We start from the raw sequence: 16,198 nt of genomic DNA on the forward strand, positions 1-16,198 counted from the left end.
CCAGGTGTAGGCGCCGGAGCGCGCTGATGGCCCAGTGCTGGTCGTATTGGCAATCGGGGCGCCGCAGGTAGCGGTTCAGATAGGCCGCCAGGTACCGGGCATCCTCCTCGGCGCCGAAGCGGGCGAGGGCAAAGCAATAGCCCTGGCCGGAGAAGCAGAATTGACTGACCGAGAAAGCAGGTCACCGAGGACGTCGCGAAAGTACGCGCGGCGGTCGATCCCGATCAGCCAGGCGGCAGTGATCCGGGAGCCCCATTCGCTGTCGAGCAGGATCTCGAGTTCGTCATCGGTGACCTGCCGTGCAGCCATGCCGGCCACCGTTGTGCCGAATCCCGATCAGCGTGCCCGCGTCGTCGTAATCGAGCGCGATCGCATTGCCGTTGCGGTCGACCATCGATTCGAGGACGTGGACCGTCGACCCCTCGATCGGGCGGAACGTCAGCCCCACACCGAGTTTCGGCTGCCCGATCACCACGACCCCGCCCGCCTCGCCGTCCCACGCCAGGGGCCACCGCGAGCCACCATAGGGAAGAACGAATCGATCCGGCTCCGGCATCGGGTACCGCAGGATCATGCCGTCGGCGGAGCGGAAGACGACCCCGTCCTCGTCGAACTCCACGTGCTGGTCCAGGAACGAAGCCCAGGACGCGCCGCAGTGGCGACCGTGGCGGTACGACGATCGATGGTCCCGTCCGAGCAGAACGGGTAGCGCACCCTCCAACCGCACATCGATCTGCGACAGCGACACCTCGCCCGTCACCGGATCCACGGGATCCCCGCAGTCCTCACAGGTGTCCTTCGGACGGTCCTTCTTGCTCAGGTCGACCGGATCCGGCGCGTCCGGTTTGGCGATCGTCACCGCCTTGCTGCTGCCACCCGTCAGCAACCCGACGAGCAGATCCGGGGCGGTGAGACCGAGCGCCCGCGCCGGGTTCTTGCTCCACTCCTCCCAGTTCACCGCGTCCTTCGCGAACCCCACGGGATCGGTGAACACCTTCTGGTACCCCGCGGCGATCTGCTTCAGATCCGTCAAATAGGCACCGGGCTCCGCGTACAACCGGCCCGGGTTCAGCATCGCGGCCGTCTCCACCAGACCGACCACACTGTCCTTCGCGCCACCACCGAAGCTGGTGAGCGCCGTGGTGATCGGATCACCGCCGCTGGGCGCCGCCTGGATGCCCTTGTCGATGCTCTTCGTGAAGTCCTCTTGGGCGTCCTTGAGCCGCCCGCGGATCCGCCCCAGTTCGTCCTCGGCGTCCTTCAGCCGGTCCTTGCCCAGGTCCTTGTCCGGAATCGAAGGGTCCGGTGGCCCGTTCCGCGTCGCTTCCCGGTCCATCAGCCACTGTGCCGACGCCGCGGGCCGCGTTCGCCTCGGGGATCACCCGTGCCGCGACGTCCGCCTGGGCCCGTCGTAACGCGCCCGCGTACCCACGCAACGCGTTCGCCGCGTCGGTGAAGTGGCGGACCGCCTTGTCCAAGGTCTTGGGCAGATCCTCCATCTGCCCGACGAAACCCTCGGCGGCCTCCCCGCCCCACTCCTCCACCCTCGCCATCGGCCGCATCCGACCGGCCGCGTCCGCGGACGAAGTGGAGTACAACGCCAGGGAGTCCGCCAAGACCTCCAACACACCGGCGTCACCCGGGATCAGGTCCGACACGACGGGACAATCGGGGATGCTGTTCCTACCCATGAATAGCGACCCGCCTTCTACTTCTCCGGGGGTGGGGCAACGGCCGGGGGATTCGGCGCGAGCGGATTCGGCGTCTGTGGAACCCCGGCGCTTCGGGACGCCCGCTCGACCGCCCCGGGTGGCGCGGGCACGAACCCCTGCTGCGCCTGCAACTCTGCCAACTCGTAGTTCGCCACCACCTGTTGAAGCGCCGCCGCTATCGCCGACCCCTGCTTCACCACCACACCCATCGCATGACCCCAGTCATGCACGAAACGCCGCACACCGTTCGTCACCGGATCCGAGCCACAGCGCTCGACCCCCGCCGCGATCTGGCCGTCGTCCTTCCAGATCCGATCCGCCACCCGGCCCGCGCCGCGTTCGCGCATTTGGGGACCGGGCACTCGGAAAGGCACCGGAGAAACCCGCCCAGCTCCTGATTGCCGACCTGTTCGGTATTCCCCCGACGACGGTCGACGAGCAACCATGGCCCGAGTGGCTGTCCGAGGACCCCGCCCAGCGACCCGCACCACGCTCCTGGACGCTCCTCCGCGCCGCGCAGGCACTCACCGAGGTCGCAGGGGGCGCAGTGGACACCACCCGCAGGGAACTCGTCCTGATCGCCGGCGGAACGCTCACCGCCTCACTGCTCGCCTGGATCACGGCCGACCCGGCCGCCGCCGGCCAACTCACCCGCGGAAGCCGCATCGGCGAAGCTGCCGTCGCCCGACTCGAGGACCGCGCCCGCGTCCTGCGCCGCATGGACGACCGGGACGGCGGCGGCACCGTCCTCGCCGAGACCGCCGGCGCCCTCGCCCTGATGTCCGCGCTGCTGCGCACCCGCTCCTACACCGACGCACACGGCACCCGCCTGTACGCGGCCGCCGCGGACCTCGCCCGACAACGCGCCGCGGCACTGTTCGACGTCAACGGCGAATGCGCCGACGGCGCCTACGACACCGCCCTGCGCGCCGCGCACATCGCGGGCGACGCGGCCCTGGGTGCGAACGTCCTCGCGTTCTGGACCGTCGCCGCCTACAACACGGGCCGGCTCCACGACGCCCTGGCCATGGCCTCGACCGGACTCACCGCCGTCCGCGGCCGCGCCACCCCCCGCGTCGAAGCCTTCCTCACCTCACGCCGCGGCCGCGCCCGCGCCCACCTGGGCGACCCCGCATGCTGGAAGGACTTCGACCGGGCCGAATCCCTCCTCGCCGAAGCCGACGGGCACTCCGATCCGGACTGGGTCTACTGGTTCGACGAGGCGGAACTCCTGGGGGCACGCGCATCCAGCCACCGGGACATGCACCAACCGGGCCCCGCCGCCGACGCGTTCGCCCAGGCCCACACCCTCTTCGACCCCGCCTGCGTGCGCACACACGCCCTGTACCTCACCCGCCAGGCCGACGCCCTGTTCGACCAGGGGGAGATCGAGCGCGCGTGCGCGACAGCGGGCGACGCCCTCGACCTGGCCGAGTCCATCAGCTCACACCGCACCACCGAAACCCTGCTCGGCCTCGCCGACCGACTCGCCGCCCACAACACACCGCAAGCACGCGACTTCAGCGACCGCGCCCGGACCACACTCGCCGCCTGACACGGACTCGAACCCGGCCCGACCGTGTGCCGGTCGAACGACGTCGACCGGGAGCCGGCAAGGGTGCCGTGGATGCCCGGCGAGGTACGGTGCGCCATCGGCGACCGCGCCCTGGCCCCGGACCACACCCCCGGTCGTCGTGAGACCGCGGGCGGAGTGGAACCGGTCGTGGTGGTGCCGGCCGAGATGAGGACGTTGTACTTGACGTTCGGAGACGACCCGGCGGACGACATCGGAGGCCACCTGTACACCTACAGGGTCCGGGCCGCAGACGACGTCGAGGCGGCGCCTGGCTGTCGCAGGACTGAAGGAGCGTCGGGCGCTCCCGCGAGCACACGCGAGGTGTAGGCCGGTTCGCCGTCCCCCGGCCGGCAAACCGGCCGAGGGACGGCATCGTCTGCTCGACGACGGAGTGCACGGTGGCGGGGGTGTCGGAGGCCAGGAAGCGTCCCGCCTCCTGGGGCCATCCGCCGAAGCGCGGTACGGCTCTACTCGACGTAGAGGAACTCCGGTCCGTAGGTCTTCCCGCCGCCGTCCGGAAGCGGCTTCACCATCAGGGAGCGCGCGAGGGGCCCCATGTTGAACATGTGGCCGACCGCGGTACCCACTTCGCTCTTGCCCGCGTTCGGATCGTCCGCCCGCCACGCGCGCTCCAGCGCCCGCAGCATCGAGCTGAACTCGGTGTTGAACGCGTCGAGAGTCTCCCGGATCTCGGGAGTGGGAGCGTTCGTCGGGTCGTTGGCCCAGCCACCCTCGGGGACCCTGCCCATGGGATGCGCCGGGGGCAGGGGAACGGCGTCACCCGTGAAGTCCCAGACGTCCGGGGATTCCGAAACCTTGATCAGCTTCCGGCCGTGGAAGAGTTCGCGGAACACGTAGAAGTGCGCCAGCTCTCCCGGCTTCCCGGGGAAGGGATTCTCGGGCGAGGCGGAGGTGCCCTCGCCCTGCTCCTTGATGACCTCGATGGCGGCGCGGACCTTCTCGATGCTGTCGAGCGGGACGATGTTGTTGCCCTGCCCGTGGTGGGCCAGCGAGTAGTCGATCTGTCGGGCGCCGGTGATCAGGTGGCTGTGCGTTTCGAACGCTTCCTCGATCGCGGTGTAGAAGGCCCCGATCGTGGTGAAGCTCTCGAATTGCGCGACGGGGTCGTCCGGGCGCTCGATCTCGGAGAACATCTCGACGGAAGCCTTGTTCAAGCCCTCCAGGAAGACGATCAACTCGGGGCGCACACCACCCGGCAACGGGTGCTCGTACTTCGGCACCACGCTCACGTCGGCGATGACCGGATCCCCGCCGATGGTGGTGAGCATGTTGCACACCAACCCCATGTGGGTCATCTCGTCGAACATGACCGCCCGGATGGCGTCGTAGACCGGCCCCTGCCTCTGCTCGATCGACCAGAGGCCACTCGCGTAGGGGCCGATGGTCGCGACCTCGACCATGATCGCCTGCTGTAGGGCGTTCCTGAGCCACTCCGCGTCGCGCTCCGCAGGGCGAACCCCCATCAGTTCGACGATGGCGTTGCTCTGGTACTCGAGAGTTTGGGTCACACCGCAACCTTTCCGATCCGTGCATGAAGACGCGCCGGCCGCGGGCCGCCGTCGACGGATTCCAACGTAGGTGCCCCGGGCCCGCGGGCCGCCGCCACACGAGACAACCATTCGGGTGATTCACGGTTCGATCCGCGCACGGCGCTTCGATCGACGGCGCGCCCGCCCAACGACCATCCGATTCAAAGGAAACGGCCGGCCGTACCACCATCCGAGTGCGTGCGGATGTCCTGCCGCCGGCGCGCACGGCGGGCAGCACCCCTACCGCTCCAGCTATGCCTATTCCCCGCAGTCGGCGCACCGGTGGCCCGTGCGGGCACGCGGCGTACGTGCTTGTCCCAGTACGGATCAGCGCCGGAAGACTGGCGCCTCATTCCCGGACACAGTTTCCGTTGGCTGTAGCCGCCGGCAACGGCGATTCCGGCCTGCCGCCCAGAAGGGTTCCGAGTCACGGAAGTGGCCGCCGAGCGTGTGCCAGGTCAGGCCGGGATGCTCGGCGCGAAGGGCCGCCAGGCCCGCGGAAGCAAGGCCGCACCGTTGATACTGCGGGTGGGTGTAAGGCTGTTCGACCCACCCGACTCGACAGTCGCGGCAGATCAGATAGTCGCCGGCGAACACGGACTCACCGAAAAGGTTGGCCACGCGTTGACGCCAGCCGTTCCGCTCACCCGAGACCGTGTCCTGCCACGGCGTGTCCAACTGCGGAACAACGGCCCAGCCGCGTTGTCGACCCCACCGACCTCCGCTGATCCGCCGAAGGAACGCGCGCCTTTCGGGTCGGTCGAGGATCGCAACGACGGGCCCTGCCCCGGGTCCCGACCGGTCCGGAGTGGCGACCGGCCCTCGGGCTGGTCGAGGATCGCAACTTCAGAGGGCATTTGATCTGGATGAAATGCCCTCTGAGGTCTTCCGCTTCGGCCGGCACGATCTCCGGACCCCGCAGCAGGCGGAGCCCACGGTCCGACGATTCCTCAAGGACCTGTTCACCGCGTTCGGCGTCACCACGACGTGAATCGGCCGCATCCGCGCCGACACGGACCCGGCCGCGGAGCCGGTGTTCAGATCCGCCAGGAGCGCAGGAGTTCGGCGGCGGCGTACACGTCGGTAGGGCCGGTGTCGACGGCTCGGGCGAGATCGATCAGCGCCCCGTAGGGGGCGTCGACGCCTTCGTCGCTCGCCGCCATGTAGGCCACCGCGACGCCGCACGCGAACAGCGCGTTGCGAGCGGGCAAGGGGCGCAGGCGGATCAGGGTGTGCAGGAGGGCGGCGGCGCGCCAGGCGGCGTCGGCGTCCTCGCCGAGGCGTGGTGTGTTGACGCGGTGGCGGGCGATCGCGGCGACCAGGCCCGAGTAGTCGTGGACGTCGATGCCGTCGGGCAGGACCGCGGTCTGGCGCTCGAGGAGCCAACGCAGGTCGATGTGCAGGTCCATGGGGTTCAGGCGGCTCCGCGTCGGCGCTGGCGGGCGGCGGGGGCGTCGTCGGGGAACGCCTCGTCGAACGCGGCCGCGTTCTCGCGGACGAATGTGTCGAGGACCTCGGTCATGCGTGCCAGGGCGCGGTGTCGGTCGAGGTCCCCGGTGACGGCCTCGCGGACCAGGCCCTTGAGGGTCACCCCGCGTTCATGGGCGGCCGCGCGCAACTCCGCCAGTTCCTCGTCGCTGAAATCAATGTTCAAAGCCGGCATGCACCCACACTACCGCTCCGGTACCGCTGAGGAAATAATCCCTGGTCACAGGTCATATGAATAGGTACCAGGCAGGGCCGCGAGGAGTGGGCTCTCTGGCCGGGCGCGGACTCGGGCGTGCGGCGGCGCGGCGCCTCGCTAGTGTCGTGCGCCGGTGATCAGTCGTAGATCGTGGGTGACTGGCTCTTCGGGTGTTTCGGTGCGTCGTCGGGGTCCGAGCTTGGAGCCGTTGCGCCTGGACGAGGACGAGCGGGCGGTGTTGGAGCGGTGGACGACAAGACTCCCGCGATCAGGAAGTGGCCGGCTCTGCACCCCGGATTCCACATGCTCTTCACCCCGACCGGGTCCTCGTGGATCAACCAGGTCGAGAGGTGGTTCGGCTTCCTCGCCGACCAGATGATCCGCCGCGGCGCCCACAAGAACGTCCAGAACCTCGAAGCCGACATCCGCGCCTGGGTCAAGGACTGGAACGAAGACCCCAAGCCGTTCGTCTGGACCAAGACCGCCGAAGAGTCCTCGACTCCCTGGCCCGCTTCTGCCAACGGATCACCGGCGCAGGACACGCGGGGCTTCGGGTACGGCGGCTCCCGATGGGGTGAGAAAGGTACTCGGGGGAAGCGGGCATGCCGACATCCGGAACGCCTGCCTGGCTTGGCCGAGAAACGCGGGGAGGAGTCGACCGATCCACCCGTATCCAGCCCCCGGTGGCCTCTTCCTTCAGGAGGTTTCGGCCAAGCAGCAGCATAAACAAATACTTCCAAATTAATATATAAATCCAAATGTGATATTTTATATTGGAGGAGAGATGTTATCGGTGCGTAGGGAGCCGAGCCGGACACGGATCCGACGGAAAGGCGGGGCCGACGGTGGATCTTGGCAGCCCCACAAGCCTGGGAAGTAGGGCGGAGAAGGCGCGAACCGACAGGTTGTGCCTGCTTGCGGCTTTGGACAACCAAGCGACGGACACCGACGTATTGACTGCTGCGGTGGAGCACGCGACCGCAGCGCTCGGTGGGTTCGGCGCCATGGGACACCTGAGCGCGAGCGCCTCTCAGGGCTTGCACTTGGTCGCGAGCGGTGGACTACCCCGAGCTGTCACCCGCAACTGGGAGGACATCCGCATCACCGATTCGGTGGCTCCGGCGCGAGCCTTCCGGACCGGCGAATTCGCCTACGAGTCCACCGCGAACTGCCCGGCACGCAACCCATCGGATCCGCCTCACCCGTCGCCCGCCGCGGACGTCTCGGCGCGCTCCGCAATGGCGGCCGTACCGCTGTCCGGACCGGACGGACCGCTCGGCGTCCTGTCAGTGCTGCTACCGGTGGCCGGCGCGCCCTCCGCCGAGCAACAAAAGTTTCTCGAGGAGGTGGCCCGGTGGGCGACGGACCGGCTGCGCCTGGCCCCTCCCACGCCGGACGACGTGTCCCGCGCTTTGCTGGGGACGCCACCGGACCGCGCCCCCGGACAGGGACCCGGTGGGACCTCAACCGAATTCAAGTTCGAATTCGATGTGCAGGCGAACGAGGTTGTCCTCGACGAGCGGTTGCTCGACGCCATCGGCATCGAGCGAGAGACATTCGACGGGCGGCTCGCGACCTTTGACGACTACGTCCATCCCGACGACCTCCCCTGGGTGGTGGGAGAGGTCGAACAAGCACTCAGGACCCGTGGCCGAGTGGATAGCGAGTACCGGGTCCGCCGTTCGGACGGGACGTATGCCTGGGTGCGCTTCCGCGGCCGGGCGGTCTCGCGCCAAGGCAGCGAGCCGACCGGTCTGGTCGGCACCATGTCGTACACCACGGAGACCCATGCCGCGCTGGAATCAGTGGGACGTGCCCTGGCACACATGAGTGATGGCTTCCTGTCCGTGGACCGCGACGGGCGGATCGGATTCGTCAACGTGGCCGCCGAGCGTCTGTTCGGCCGGCCGCGTGACCTGGTGGGACGGTCGCTGTGGGACGTCTCCATCGTCCGGAAGGTGCCCAGGCTGGAGGAGCGCTCCCGCCGCGCCGCCACCGCGGGGGTGCCCGACGGGTTCGAGGTGCCGTGGCCGGGCACCGATCGCTGGTACCACCTACGACTGGTCCCCGTCGCCGACGGACTCACCCTCTACATCACGGATGTCACCGAAAGGCGCCTGCGCGAGGCGGAGAGCGCCGCTGTCGAGCGCGCCGCTGCCGAGCGCGCCGCCTTCATAGCCCGGCTGACCCGAGCGCTCGCCGAGGCGGCTACCACCCGGGACGTGACCGCCGCCGTAGCCGAGAGCGTCCTTCCTCCTCTCCACGCCACCGGGCTGGTCATTCTCGCCCTGGAAAACGACCGACTGGACCTCGTCGGCTCCGTCGGCTACTTGCCGGAGCTCCTCGACCGCCTCCACGGCATGCCGGTCGTCGCTGCCACACCTCTGGGAGAGGTTCTGCACAGCCACGCACTGATGTTCATCGAATCACCCGACGACTTCACCGCTCGCTATCCCGGGCCCGCGGACTTCCCGGTTGCCGGAGGGAAGAAGGCGTGGGCCTTCCTTCCGTTGATCGTCTCGGGCCGCGAAATCGGTGTCGTCGTCGTCTCCTTCGACCAGCCGCGACATCTCACCGAGGACGAACGGACCCTGCTGACCGTGTTCAGCGGCCAACTCGCCCACGCGCTGGAGCGGGCCCGCCAGTACGACGTGGCCACGACTCGCGCCCGTGATCTCCAGCGTGCCCTCCTGCCCCGTGACCTGCCCGCGCTTCCCGCGGTCACTGCCGCCGCCCGCTACCTGCCTGCCGGACATGGTGCAGACGTCGGTGGCGACTGGTACGACATCATTCCGCTGTCCGCCGACCGTGTGGCCCTGGTCATCGGCGACGTCATGGGCCACGGCATGCCCGAGGCCGCCACCATGGGCCGCTTGCGCACCGCCGTGCGCACCCTCTCCGACCTCGAACTGCCTCCGGACGACGTCCTCGCCCGGCTCAACGACATCGTCGGCGAACTCGGGGAAGAGTCCTTCGTCACCTGCCTGTACGGCGTCTACGACCCGACCACCCAGATCCTCACCTATGCCAACGCCGGCCATCTCCCGCCCGTGGTCGCCCGCCCCGACGGCATCGTGTCCCTGCTGACATTCGATCCCGACCCGCCACTCGGGATCGCCGCCCCGCCCTTCGGCGTCAACGATGTCCCCCTGCTCGACGGCAGCTTCCTCGTTCTCTACACCGACGGTCTCGTGGAGACCCCGGGTCACAACATCGACAAGGGCCTGCGTCACCTCACCGAGACCATCACCGCCGCTCTTGCCGACCGCGATGGGCCGGCCGGGGAACCCGACCTGCTGTGCGACGCCGTCACCACAGCCCTGCTGCCGGCACACCGCCGCACCACTGATGACACCGCCCTCCTCATCGCCCGCGCCCGTTCCCTCCCGCCGAATGACATCGCCGTCTGGGCTCTCCCCGAAGACCCCACGGCCGCGGGCCAAGCCCGGCAGCATGTCCATGAGCAGTTCCGGATCTGGTGTTTGGACGCGGAACTGGAAATGGCCACCGAACTCATCGTCAGCGAGCTCGTCGGCAATGTCATCCGCCACGCAACAGGTCCGATCCAGCTGCGCCTGCTGCGCAGCCGCACCCTCATCTGCGAGGTCACCGACGGCAGTTTGACCACGCCTCATATCCGACATGCCCGTGCGACGGACGAAGGTGGTCGCGGCCTCCAACTCGTCGCCGCCATGGCCCAACGATGGGGCACTCGCTACACCCTCACCGGCAAATGCATCTGGACCGAACAAGCACTGGGTTTATCGGAGAAATGGCTCTGAAAGAATTCTCGTAGCCGTTGATCGACTTTGCGGTATCGGCCTCGGCAAGTGCCTTGGTGGGCAAGGCTGGTGCCGTGTGATGACGAATCGACAGCGCTGCTTCCCGAGCCGCCTTCGGTGCTGGTCGAGGCGGTGGAGGCAGGCAAGGGCCTGGTCAGGATCACGGTGCGGACCGCCACCGGGTCCCGGTGACCTGCCCGAGCTGCGGGCGGGAGTCGGCGTGGGAGCACAGCCGATACGTGCGGCATGTCGCCGACGAGGCGATCGGCGAGAGACCGGTGATGATCGACGTGTCGGTGCGCCGCTTACTGGAGAACCCGGACTGTTCCCAGACCACGTCCGTCGAACAGGTCCCCGGGCCGACGGTGCGCTACCGGCGGCGGACCCCCGCCCTGCAGAAGGTGGATCTCATCGGTCGCGACCGTCCCGGACGGGAGAGCCGGGGCAGGCCCGGTTGCAGATCCATCTGCACCGGACCCTGTCGTGGGCGAGCATGCCGACCACCTTGTCAGGCGTCGCCCTGCCCACCGTGGCGATGCCCGCGGTTCTCGGTTGTGGACGACTTCGCACTGCGGCGCGGCCGGTTCGCACGGATGGGTTGGTCAACGACTCGCGTTTCGTCGCTGTCGGTGAATGAGATCGGCGACAGCCGTGGGCCGGCTCAGGTATGGCGAGTGGCTGGTCTCCCATGTCTCCGAGGCCGAGCAACGGGCCGCGAAGCGGCTGACCAGTGGAGCTGCGATCGCACGGTCGTCGCGGGCGGCAACATAGACGGAGGGTGTGTCGCGCCAGCTAACGTGGCTCGGTATGGCCCCGAAGATCGAGGGCGGTTCCGGACGCAGCAGCTCGATTGCACGGGTAGCCGCTGGTTCGTCGACGTCGCCGTAGAGGTTCTTTCGAGCATCTGCGGGATCGAGTCGAAGCCGCCCGTTGTCGTCGAGGGCAGCGAGCAGCCCTTCGGCGGGGGCACCGGTTTCCTTCGCGACTTCTTCGAGGAGCTGTGCGGGTGATTCACCGACATCGAGAAGCCAACCGGCCAGGAAGATCAGTTCTGCCGCGCCACGGACCATTCCGGCGGTCACACCGCCGAAAGAGTGCCCGAGCACCAGCGGAGGCCGCTCGGAGGCGGTGACGAGGTCCTCGACCAAGGCGGTGCTGTCGACCGGCGACAGCTCGTAGAGGTCGGGCACTTCCACGCTCAGATTTCGGGAGCGCAGCAGCCCGACCAGGTCATCGTAGTGAGCCGGTTGATGCCAGGCACCGTGCAAGACGATCACGTCGGTCATGCCCGCAGGCTACTCCAGGCCAACCGGCACCATTCGCCTCCGTGCTACCCGGCCGCGGTCTTGTCCGAGGAAGGGCGGCCGGGGCAACTGCCCCCCGCCGCCCGTGTGTTGCTCCGCCGGCACAGGTTCACAGGCGGGATCCGGTAGGTGCCGCCCCCTGCGAGAACCTACGACATCGCGACGACCGCCGCGCCCGGCACCGCCCACCCCAGGTCCTGTCGCCGCACCACCGACTCGACCGGGGGCTGCCCGTCCAGGCCGGGAACGGTGTCCCCCACCCCGGATGGCTCGAACATCCATACCCCACACCGAAGGAGACACTGCCCGACCTGTGCAAACACGAGAAAATCCATAGCGATTCCCGCGATACATCCGGCATTCCAGCCAAACCACGGAAAACGCAGGTCACAGCGCTACTCATTTCCGCCCCGAGCCGAAACACCCCGCAATCCACCCAGCTCAACCGGCACAGCGGGAAAAGCCGGATTCGTCCAACCAAGCCCCGGGATCACAACTCAAGCCCCACTCGCCTACCCAAGAAAAACCGAGAACTCACAGCAGGCTCCGCCGGGATCGCCGTGGACCGGGACCGGCCCGCGGCCCCCGAACCGCCCGCCGGTCGGTCGGTCGGTCGGTCGCCGACGCACGCGTGACGCCGTGCGTCGCGGCGGATCGCGCGCACTGCCGACCCTCGACCCCGAGCCCACACACCGCGAAGTCGACGATGTGCGAGGGGGGGTTCGCGCCACCTCGGGCCCTCCGCGCGACCCTCATATCCGACCTCGCCGGTCGACCGGCCCACGGCACTCCGGGTGATGCAAACCCTCCAACCCTCCAGCCCCCAGCCCCCAAGACGGAGCACGGAGCCTCGTAGGATCGCCACTCACGGACGTGGTCGATCAACGGCACGAGCCGGCGGCGGCCCGACACCGGATCTCTTGGGGAGCAGTCGATGCGCCGCGCGGTCGTCATCCTGGGCATCGTCACGGGCGTACTCGCGGTCGTCGTCACCGCGTTCGCGTTCTTCGTGGACCACGCACTGTCCGCCGACGCGGATCACGAGCAGACATGCTGCTGGAAGGACGGCGCGACCCCCGCCTGGACGAGTGAGCTGATCGGCGTCGGAGTCCCGGAGACGGCCACGGACCGGCGGGCCGGATACAAGACCGGCTCCCGCTACGACGTGGCCCTCCTCGCCTTCACCCTTCCCGAACCGGAAGCAGACGCCTACCTGTTGCCGCTCAACCCGAAGGGGACCAGGATGATCCCGAACCTCCACCCCGAGGCGAAGGACTACCGGCCGGCGGCAGGTTTCGCGCATCTGGGCCTGCCCGAGCCGGAGACCCTGCTCCAGGGTCTACGCGAGGGCGGGCTGTGCCCGGGTGATGTCACGTCCCCCCACGGCAAGAACGTTCAATACTGCGTCGACCTCTTCGCCCACACCCTCGAGACGGGGCAAACGCGGATATACATCCGGTCGACAATCGAGCCGGGCGTTACGCCGCCCCCATCACCTCGATTTGTCCCGGGTGCCTGAGGTTCTCGCGGCTCGTCGTGGGCATCTGCGTCTTCTGCGGGGCGACGACGGTCATGGCGTTCACGCGTTCCGCCGTGCGGTGTCGGTGACCGAGGGATGGCGTCGTGATCGTGTGAGGCCGCACCGGCAGAAGCATCACGACGGCGGCGGTCAGGTCAGGGACTCGCAGCATTCTCGACACGGCCTTCCGAAGAGGGGAACAGGCCGGCAACGGGGCGCTGCCGGCCGTGGACTCCGGACGGCCGCCGTCGTGGTCCGCGTCCAACGCGCCGGCGACCACGTCCTCACCACGGTCAAGGGGCGGGCGGGCACAGGCAGCCTGCCCGCCACTACGCCGAACAGCCCAAGCGGTCCGCGGGAGGATCCGACGGCCGTCCTGCGCCGAGTGTCAGGCCAACAGCTGTGCGAGCTCGGCCATTTCGGTCTCCGGGTCCACAACGGGCTGGATCACCAGCTCGTCGACCCCCGACTTCTCCAGCTCGTCGATCCGCTCGGTGACCTCGCCCCTGGTACCGACCAGGCCGAATTTGTCCACCAGGGAAGGCACGATTAGTTCGCGGTCCTCGGGGGACAGCCGACCCAGGTAGTTGCGGTAGAGCGCCTGGTGAAGCTTGGGATCGGTGGGGGTGGTGCCGCGCAACCGGAGCAGACGGTCGACAGCCGCGGCCTCTTCCGGAGGCAGGGCCGCGCGGAAGGCGGGGTCCTCCGCGCCGAGGATCAGTGCGCTCAGTGCGATGTGCCCCATCGAGTCCTTGACCGGATCGCCGTAGCGGTCCTCGCCGTCGGCGAGGACATGCAGGGAGGACATGAGATACGAACGGGTCTTCTCGGCGCTGCCCGCGTCCCGCGCCGCCGCCCGCCGGGCCTGGCCGAGGGCGGACCAGGCCGCGGGGTCGTGCATCCCGAAGGAGATCACTCCCGCGCCGAGCCGGCCGGCGACCGCGGCAGCCTTCGGGCCGAACGCGGCCACGACGAACTCCACGGGAGCCTCGGTGTTGACGTACGGGCCGACGTGCAGGAATCGCACCCTGCTGGACCGGGTCCCCTCGCGGTAGTCCGACTCGCGGCCCGCGGTGAGATCCTGTAGGGCGGCCGTGAACGACTCCAGCTCCGCCGTCTTCGTAGGCCGCATGCCGAGCGTACGGCGCGCCGTGTTGCCGGTGCCGACCCCGCAGACGATGCGGCCGGGGGCGAGGGCGTTGAGGCTGCCGACGGCCGCCGCCGCGGCGGGCGCGGAACGCAGTGCCGGTGAGGTGACACCGATGCCGAGCCTGATCCGGTGGGTGGCCTTGGCGCAGAGTGCGAGACTCACGAACGGATCGCCGTGGATCATCGGCGTGTCGTACACCCAGAAACTGTCGAAGCCGAGTTCCTCCGCGCGGGCGGCCAGGTGTTCCACACCCGGCCCTGCTGTCATGACGATGCCGGTCCGCATGGCGACTCTCCTCGCCGTCGAGTGAGGTGGCTGAACCATTCCGGTTGCAGTTCGCTGTCGTTCATGGTCAAGAGCATGCTTCCCAGTGCGCTGGTGGGCCTACCGCCGCGGTTTCAGGATCGGCAACTCGCAGTCGACGAGGCCCTCGTTGCTCAGCCTGCCGCTGCCGACGCTGCCGGGGCCCAGGTCGATGAGGCCCTGCGGGATGCGCACGAACAGGTGGGTCGGGCGGCGCTCCGAGGAGCGTCGGAAGCCCGGCGCGTCGGGGCTCGGGCCCAGCGGACGTTCCGCCACCGCCCGCGGGCGGGGCCGAGAGCGCGAGCGTTCCGTGGTCGCGCACACCGGTGACCGCCGGGTCGTCCCCGACCTCCGCGATCACCACCACCGCCGACGCCCCCAACGCGACCACCGCGCCGCCGACCGCATGTACGCGCACGTCCGCCCCGGCACGAGCCAACGTGCCGGCCTCCTCGACCACGACGAACCCCCGGGCGGACGGCAACCCCGACTGATCCTTCATCCGCACATCGTCTCGGAGAGGAACGGCTCGCCGTCGCAAAAACATCCACGAACCCGGGATCCTCCCGGTGGCGGAAGTCATCATGGGACTGCTCGACAACGGCGAGTTCCACCAGGTCCTTCGTTCGCGTTCGACGGTCCTGCGAGAGCGACCGGGCGTCCGTAACTCGCGCCCGGGCTTCTCGGCGATGGAAGTGCCGGCGGGTCGCTACCCGATGCGGCGCCGGGCCTGGAGAACGACGGCCACGACGTCGTCGGACACTTCGTTGCCCACCGAGATCCGAACGTCCGTGACCGTGCCGGGCCAGGGCGCTGTGAGCTCGGTCGAGACGTAGTCGTTCTCCAGGGCCGCCAGCAGCTCACCGTCGCGGACCGTCCGCCCGCGCTCCACCAGGCCCTCCATCACGCGCCACGGTCCGCCGAATGGCGCCGCACCCCCCGTGGTGAGCTCCTGTGGCCCCATCTCGAGCCAGACCGGCGGTGCCAGTGGTCCGCCGATGCGTCGCTCGATGCGGTCCAGCGCCTCCGAGGCGCGTCTTGCCGTGTGGCCATCGTCGGCGCTCAGCCTGCGCAGCAAGGGGCCGATTGCGCGGACGTCCCCCAGTCGCCCGAGTACGTCGAACGCCTCGGACCGCGTCAGTTCGCTCGCGTCGTCCAGGCAGTCGACAACGGCCTCCGTGTGAGCGGCGGTGCCGTGCACGGCCAGACCGCACAGGGCTGACCAGCGGACTCCGCTACCGGGGTGCAGCCCGCGTTCGAGAATCGGCACCGCGCGGGGATCCTCAACGCTCTTCAGCATCCGCATGACCGCCGGTTCGAGTGTGGGGTCGTGCGCCACCGCGTCGAACAGGGTCTCGGGAAATGTTCGGGCGAGGAGTCCCTCCAACTGGTCGAGGCGCTCGAACTCCTCCCGGCCGCAGCGTTCCCCCTGTGCCCCCGGGGCGTCCCAGCCCAGGTCGGCCCGGCCCGCCAGTGCGCCGATCAGACGGCGCAGACTCACCGGTCCAGCGGCCACCAGCCTGTCGCCGGCCCTGTTGTCGCCACCCAGAAATGACACGATGAGGTCGTCGATCCCGTCGGGTACCACGTACATCGGAAATCAACCGCGCTTTCGGCC

At 68.9% G+C, this 16,198-nt stretch carries 16 protein-coding genes and 3 pseudogenes; 6 read left to right on the forward strand and 13 right to left on the reverse strand.

Going from position 1 to position 16,198, the window contains the following annotated elements; translation table 11 throughout:
• Window position 1: 1 nt before the first annotated feature.
• The 5 genes and pseudogenes from OG928_RS00625 to OG928_RS00645 form a co-directional block, all read right to left on the reverse strand.
• Window positions 2-91 (reverse strand): annotated as a pseudogene (locus tag OG928_RS00625) (DUF6000 family protein); the annotation flags it as partial.
• Window positions 76-309, reverse strand: a complete 234-nt coding sequence (locus tag OG928_RS00630) for a DUF6000 family protein (RefSeq protein ID WP_406277463.1) — start codon at window positions 307-309, stop codon at window positions 76-78. The pseudogene OG928_RS00625 and the gene OG928_RS00630, both read right to left, overlap by 16 nt.
• Window positions 284-1,336 (reverse strand): DUF6531 domain-containing protein, encoded by a 1,053-nt coding sequence (locus OG928_RS00635; RefSeq protein ID WP_406277466.1) that lies wholly within the window; start codon window positions 1,334-1,336, stop codon window positions 284-286. The genes OG928_RS00630 and OG928_RS00635 overlap by 26 nt, the downstream gene beginning before the upstream one ends.
• A gap of 67 nt (window positions 1,337-1,403) precedes the next feature.
• Window positions 1,404-1,691 (reverse strand): annotated as a pseudogene (locus OG928_RS00640) (WXG100 family type VII secretion target); the annotation flags it as partial.
• Between the two features lie 17 nt (window positions 1,692-1,708).
• Window positions 1,709-2,059, reverse strand: a complete 351-nt coding sequence (locus OG928_RS00645; RefSeq protein WP_406277469.1) for a hypothetical protein — start codon at window positions 2,057-2,059, stop codon at window positions 1,709-1,711.
• Window positions 2,060-2,259: 200 nt separating this feature from the next.
• On the opposite strand from OG928_RS00645, the gene OG928_RS00650 reads away from it, so the two are divergent.
• Together OG928_RS00650 and OG928_RS00655 are read left to right on the forward strand one after the other, a co-directional pair.
• Window positions 2,260-3,267: a transcriptional regulator gene (locus OG928_RS00650; RefSeq protein ID WP_406277471.1), complete on the forward strand. Its 1,008-nt coding sequence runs from the start codon at window positions 2,260-2,262 to the stop codon at window positions 3,265-3,267.
• A 72-nt stretch (window positions 3,268-3,339) separates the two neighbouring features.
• The gene (locus OG928_RS00655) at window positions 3,340-3,615 is read left to right on the forward strand and encodes a hypothetical protein (protein WP_406277474.1); all 276 of its coding nucleotides are present in this window, start codon (window positions 3,340-3,342) and stop codon (window positions 3,613-3,615) included.
• A 140-nt stretch (window positions 3,616-3,755) separates the two neighbouring features.
• Here OG928_RS00655 and OG928_RS00660 read toward each other — a convergent pair whose 3' ends face one another.
• The 3 genes from OG928_RS00660 to OG928_RS00670 all read right to left on the reverse strand — a co-directional run bounded on the left by OG928_RS00660 (window position 3,756) and on the right by OG928_RS00670 (window position 6,501).
• Window positions 3,756-4,817 (reverse strand): ferritin-like protein, encoded by a 1,062-nt coding sequence (locus tag OG928_RS00660; RefSeq protein WP_406277477.1) that lies wholly within the window; start codon window positions 4,815-4,817, stop codon window positions 3,756-3,758.
• Window positions 4,818-5,875: 1,058 nt separating this feature from the next.
• On the reverse strand, window positions 5,876-6,247 hold the full coding sequence (locus tag OG928_RS00665; protein ID WP_406277480.1) for a toxin Doc: 372 nt from the start codon (window positions 6,245-6,247) through the stop codon (window positions 5,876-5,878).
• A gap of 5 nt (window positions 6,248-6,252) precedes the next feature.
• Entirely contained in the window at window positions 6,253-6,501 is a 249-nt protein-coding gene (locus tag OG928_RS00670) for a hypothetical protein (RefSeq protein ID WP_406277483.1), read from the reverse strand.
• A 267-nt stretch (window positions 6,502-6,768) separates the two neighbouring features.
• On the opposite strand from OG928_RS00670, the gene OG928_RS00675 reads away from it, so the two are divergent.
• From OG928_RS00675 to OG928_RS00685, 3 genes and pseudogenes are all read left to right on the forward strand, one after another.
• On the forward strand, window positions 6,769-7,248 hold the full coding sequence (locus tag OG928_RS00675) for a hypothetical protein (RefSeq protein ID WP_406277486.1): 480 nt from the start codon (window positions 6,769-6,771) through the stop codon (window positions 7,246-7,248).
• Between the two features lie 119 nt (window positions 7,249-7,367).
• Entirely contained in the window at window positions 7,368-10,304 is a 2,937-nt protein-coding gene (locus OG928_RS00680; RefSeq protein WP_406277489.1) for a SpoIIE family protein phosphatase, read from the forward strand.
• A gap of 188 nt (window positions 10,305-10,492) precedes the next feature.
• Window positions 10,493-10,600: pseudogene (locus OG928_RS00685) on the forward strand (transposase family protein); the annotation flags it as partial.
• 306 nt (window positions 10,601-10,906) lie between these two features.
• Here the strand turns inward: OG928_RS00685 and OG928_RS00690 are convergent.
• Together OG928_RS00690 and OG928_RS00695 are read right to left on the reverse strand one after the other, a co-directional pair.
• The gene (locus OG928_RS00690) at window positions 10,907-11,590 is read right to left on the reverse strand and encodes an alpha/beta hydrolase (RefSeq protein ID WP_406277492.1); all 684 of its coding nucleotides are present in this window, start codon (window positions 11,588-11,590) and stop codon (window positions 10,907-10,909) included.
• A gap of 167 nt (window positions 11,591-11,757) precedes the next feature.
• Window positions 11,758-11,886 carry a hypothetical protein gene (locus OG928_RS00695; protein WP_406277495.1) on the reverse strand — a complete coding sequence of 43 codons (129 nt, stop codon included), beginning with the start codon at window positions 11,884-11,886 and terminating at the stop codon, window positions 11,758-11,760.
• 656 nt (window positions 11,887-12,542) lie between these two features.
• On the opposite strand from OG928_RS00695, the gene OG928_RS00700 reads away from it, so the two are divergent.
• Window positions 12,543-13,127 carry a hypothetical protein gene (locus tag OG928_RS00700; RefSeq protein ID WP_406277498.1) on the forward strand — a complete coding sequence of 195 codons (585 nt, stop codon included), beginning with the start codon at window positions 12,543-12,545 and terminating at the stop codon, window positions 13,125-13,127.
• Window positions 13,128-13,515: 388 nt separating this feature from the next.
• Here OG928_RS00700 and OG928_RS00705 read toward each other — a convergent pair whose 3' ends face one another.
• The 3 genes from OG928_RS00705 to OG928_RS00715 all read right to left on the reverse strand — a co-directional run bounded on the left by OG928_RS00705 (window position 13,516) and on the right by OG928_RS00715 (window position 16,081).
• A complete protein-coding gene (locus OG928_RS00705; RefSeq protein WP_406277501.1) occupies window positions 13,516-14,562 on the reverse strand; it encodes an LLM class flavin-dependent oxidoreductase in 1,047 nt (348 codons plus the stop codon).
• A gap of 99 nt (window positions 14,563-14,661) precedes the next feature.
• The gene (locus OG928_RS00710; protein ID WP_406277504.1) at window positions 14,662-14,856 is read right to left on the reverse strand and encodes a hypothetical protein; all 195 of its coding nucleotides are present in this window, start codon (window positions 14,854-14,856) and stop codon (window positions 14,662-14,664) included.
• A gap of 433 nt (window positions 14,857-15,289) precedes the next feature.
• Complete coding sequence (locus OG928_RS00715; RefSeq protein ID WP_406277507.1) at window positions 15,290-16,081, reverse strand: HEAT repeat domain-containing protein; 792 nt, start codon at window positions 16,079-16,081, stop codon at window positions 15,290-15,292.
• Window positions 16,082-16,198: the final 117 nt, after the last annotated feature.

It is taken from the genome of Embleya sp. NBC_00896, from assembly GCF_045207785.1.
Lineage (GTDB): Bacteria > Actinomycetota > Actinomycetes > Streptomycetales > Streptomycetaceae > Embleya.

Bases quoted from the DNA above. Each gene is read 5' to 3' on its own strand.
- OG928_RS00630 (WP_406277463.1), bottom strand. From the start codon at position 309: ATGGCTGCACGGCAGGTCACCGATGACGAACTCGAGATCCTGCTCGAC.
- OG928_RS00635 (WP_406277466.1), bottom strand. From the start codon at position 1,336: ATGGACCGGGAAGCGACGCGGAACGGGCCACCGGACCCTTCGATTCCG.
- OG928_RS00645 (WP_406277469.1), bottom strand. From the start codon at position 2,059: ATGCGCGAACGCGGCGCGGGCCGGGTGGCGGATCGGATCTGGAAGGAC.
- OG928_RS00655 (WP_406277474.1), top strand. From the start codon at position 3,340: ATGCCCGGCGAGGTACGGTGCGCCATCGGCGACCGCGCCCTGGCCCCG.
- OG928_RS00665 (WP_406277480.1), bottom strand. From the start codon at position 6,247: ATGGACCTGCACATCGACCTGCGTTGGCTCCTCGAGCGCCAGACCGCG.
- OG928_RS00670 (WP_406277483.1), bottom strand. From the start codon at position 6,501: ATGCCGGCTTTGAACATTGATTTCAGCGACGAGGAACTGGCGGAGTTG.
- OG928_RS00690 (WP_406277492.1), bottom strand. From the start codon at position 11,590: ATGACCGACGTGATCGTCTTGCACGGTGCCTGGCATCAACCGGCTCAC.
- OG928_RS00695 (WP_406277495.1), bottom strand. From the start codon at position 11,886: ATGTTCGAGCCATCCGGGGTGGGGGACACCGTTCCCGGCCTGGACGGG.
- OG928_RS00700 (WP_406277498.1), top strand. From the start codon at position 12,543: ATGCGCCGCGCGGTCGTCATCCTGGGCATCGTCACGGGCGTACTCGCG.
- OG928_RS00705 (WP_406277501.1), bottom strand. From the start codon at position 14,562: ATGCGGACCGGCATCGTCATGACAGCAGGGCCGGGTGTGGAACACCTG.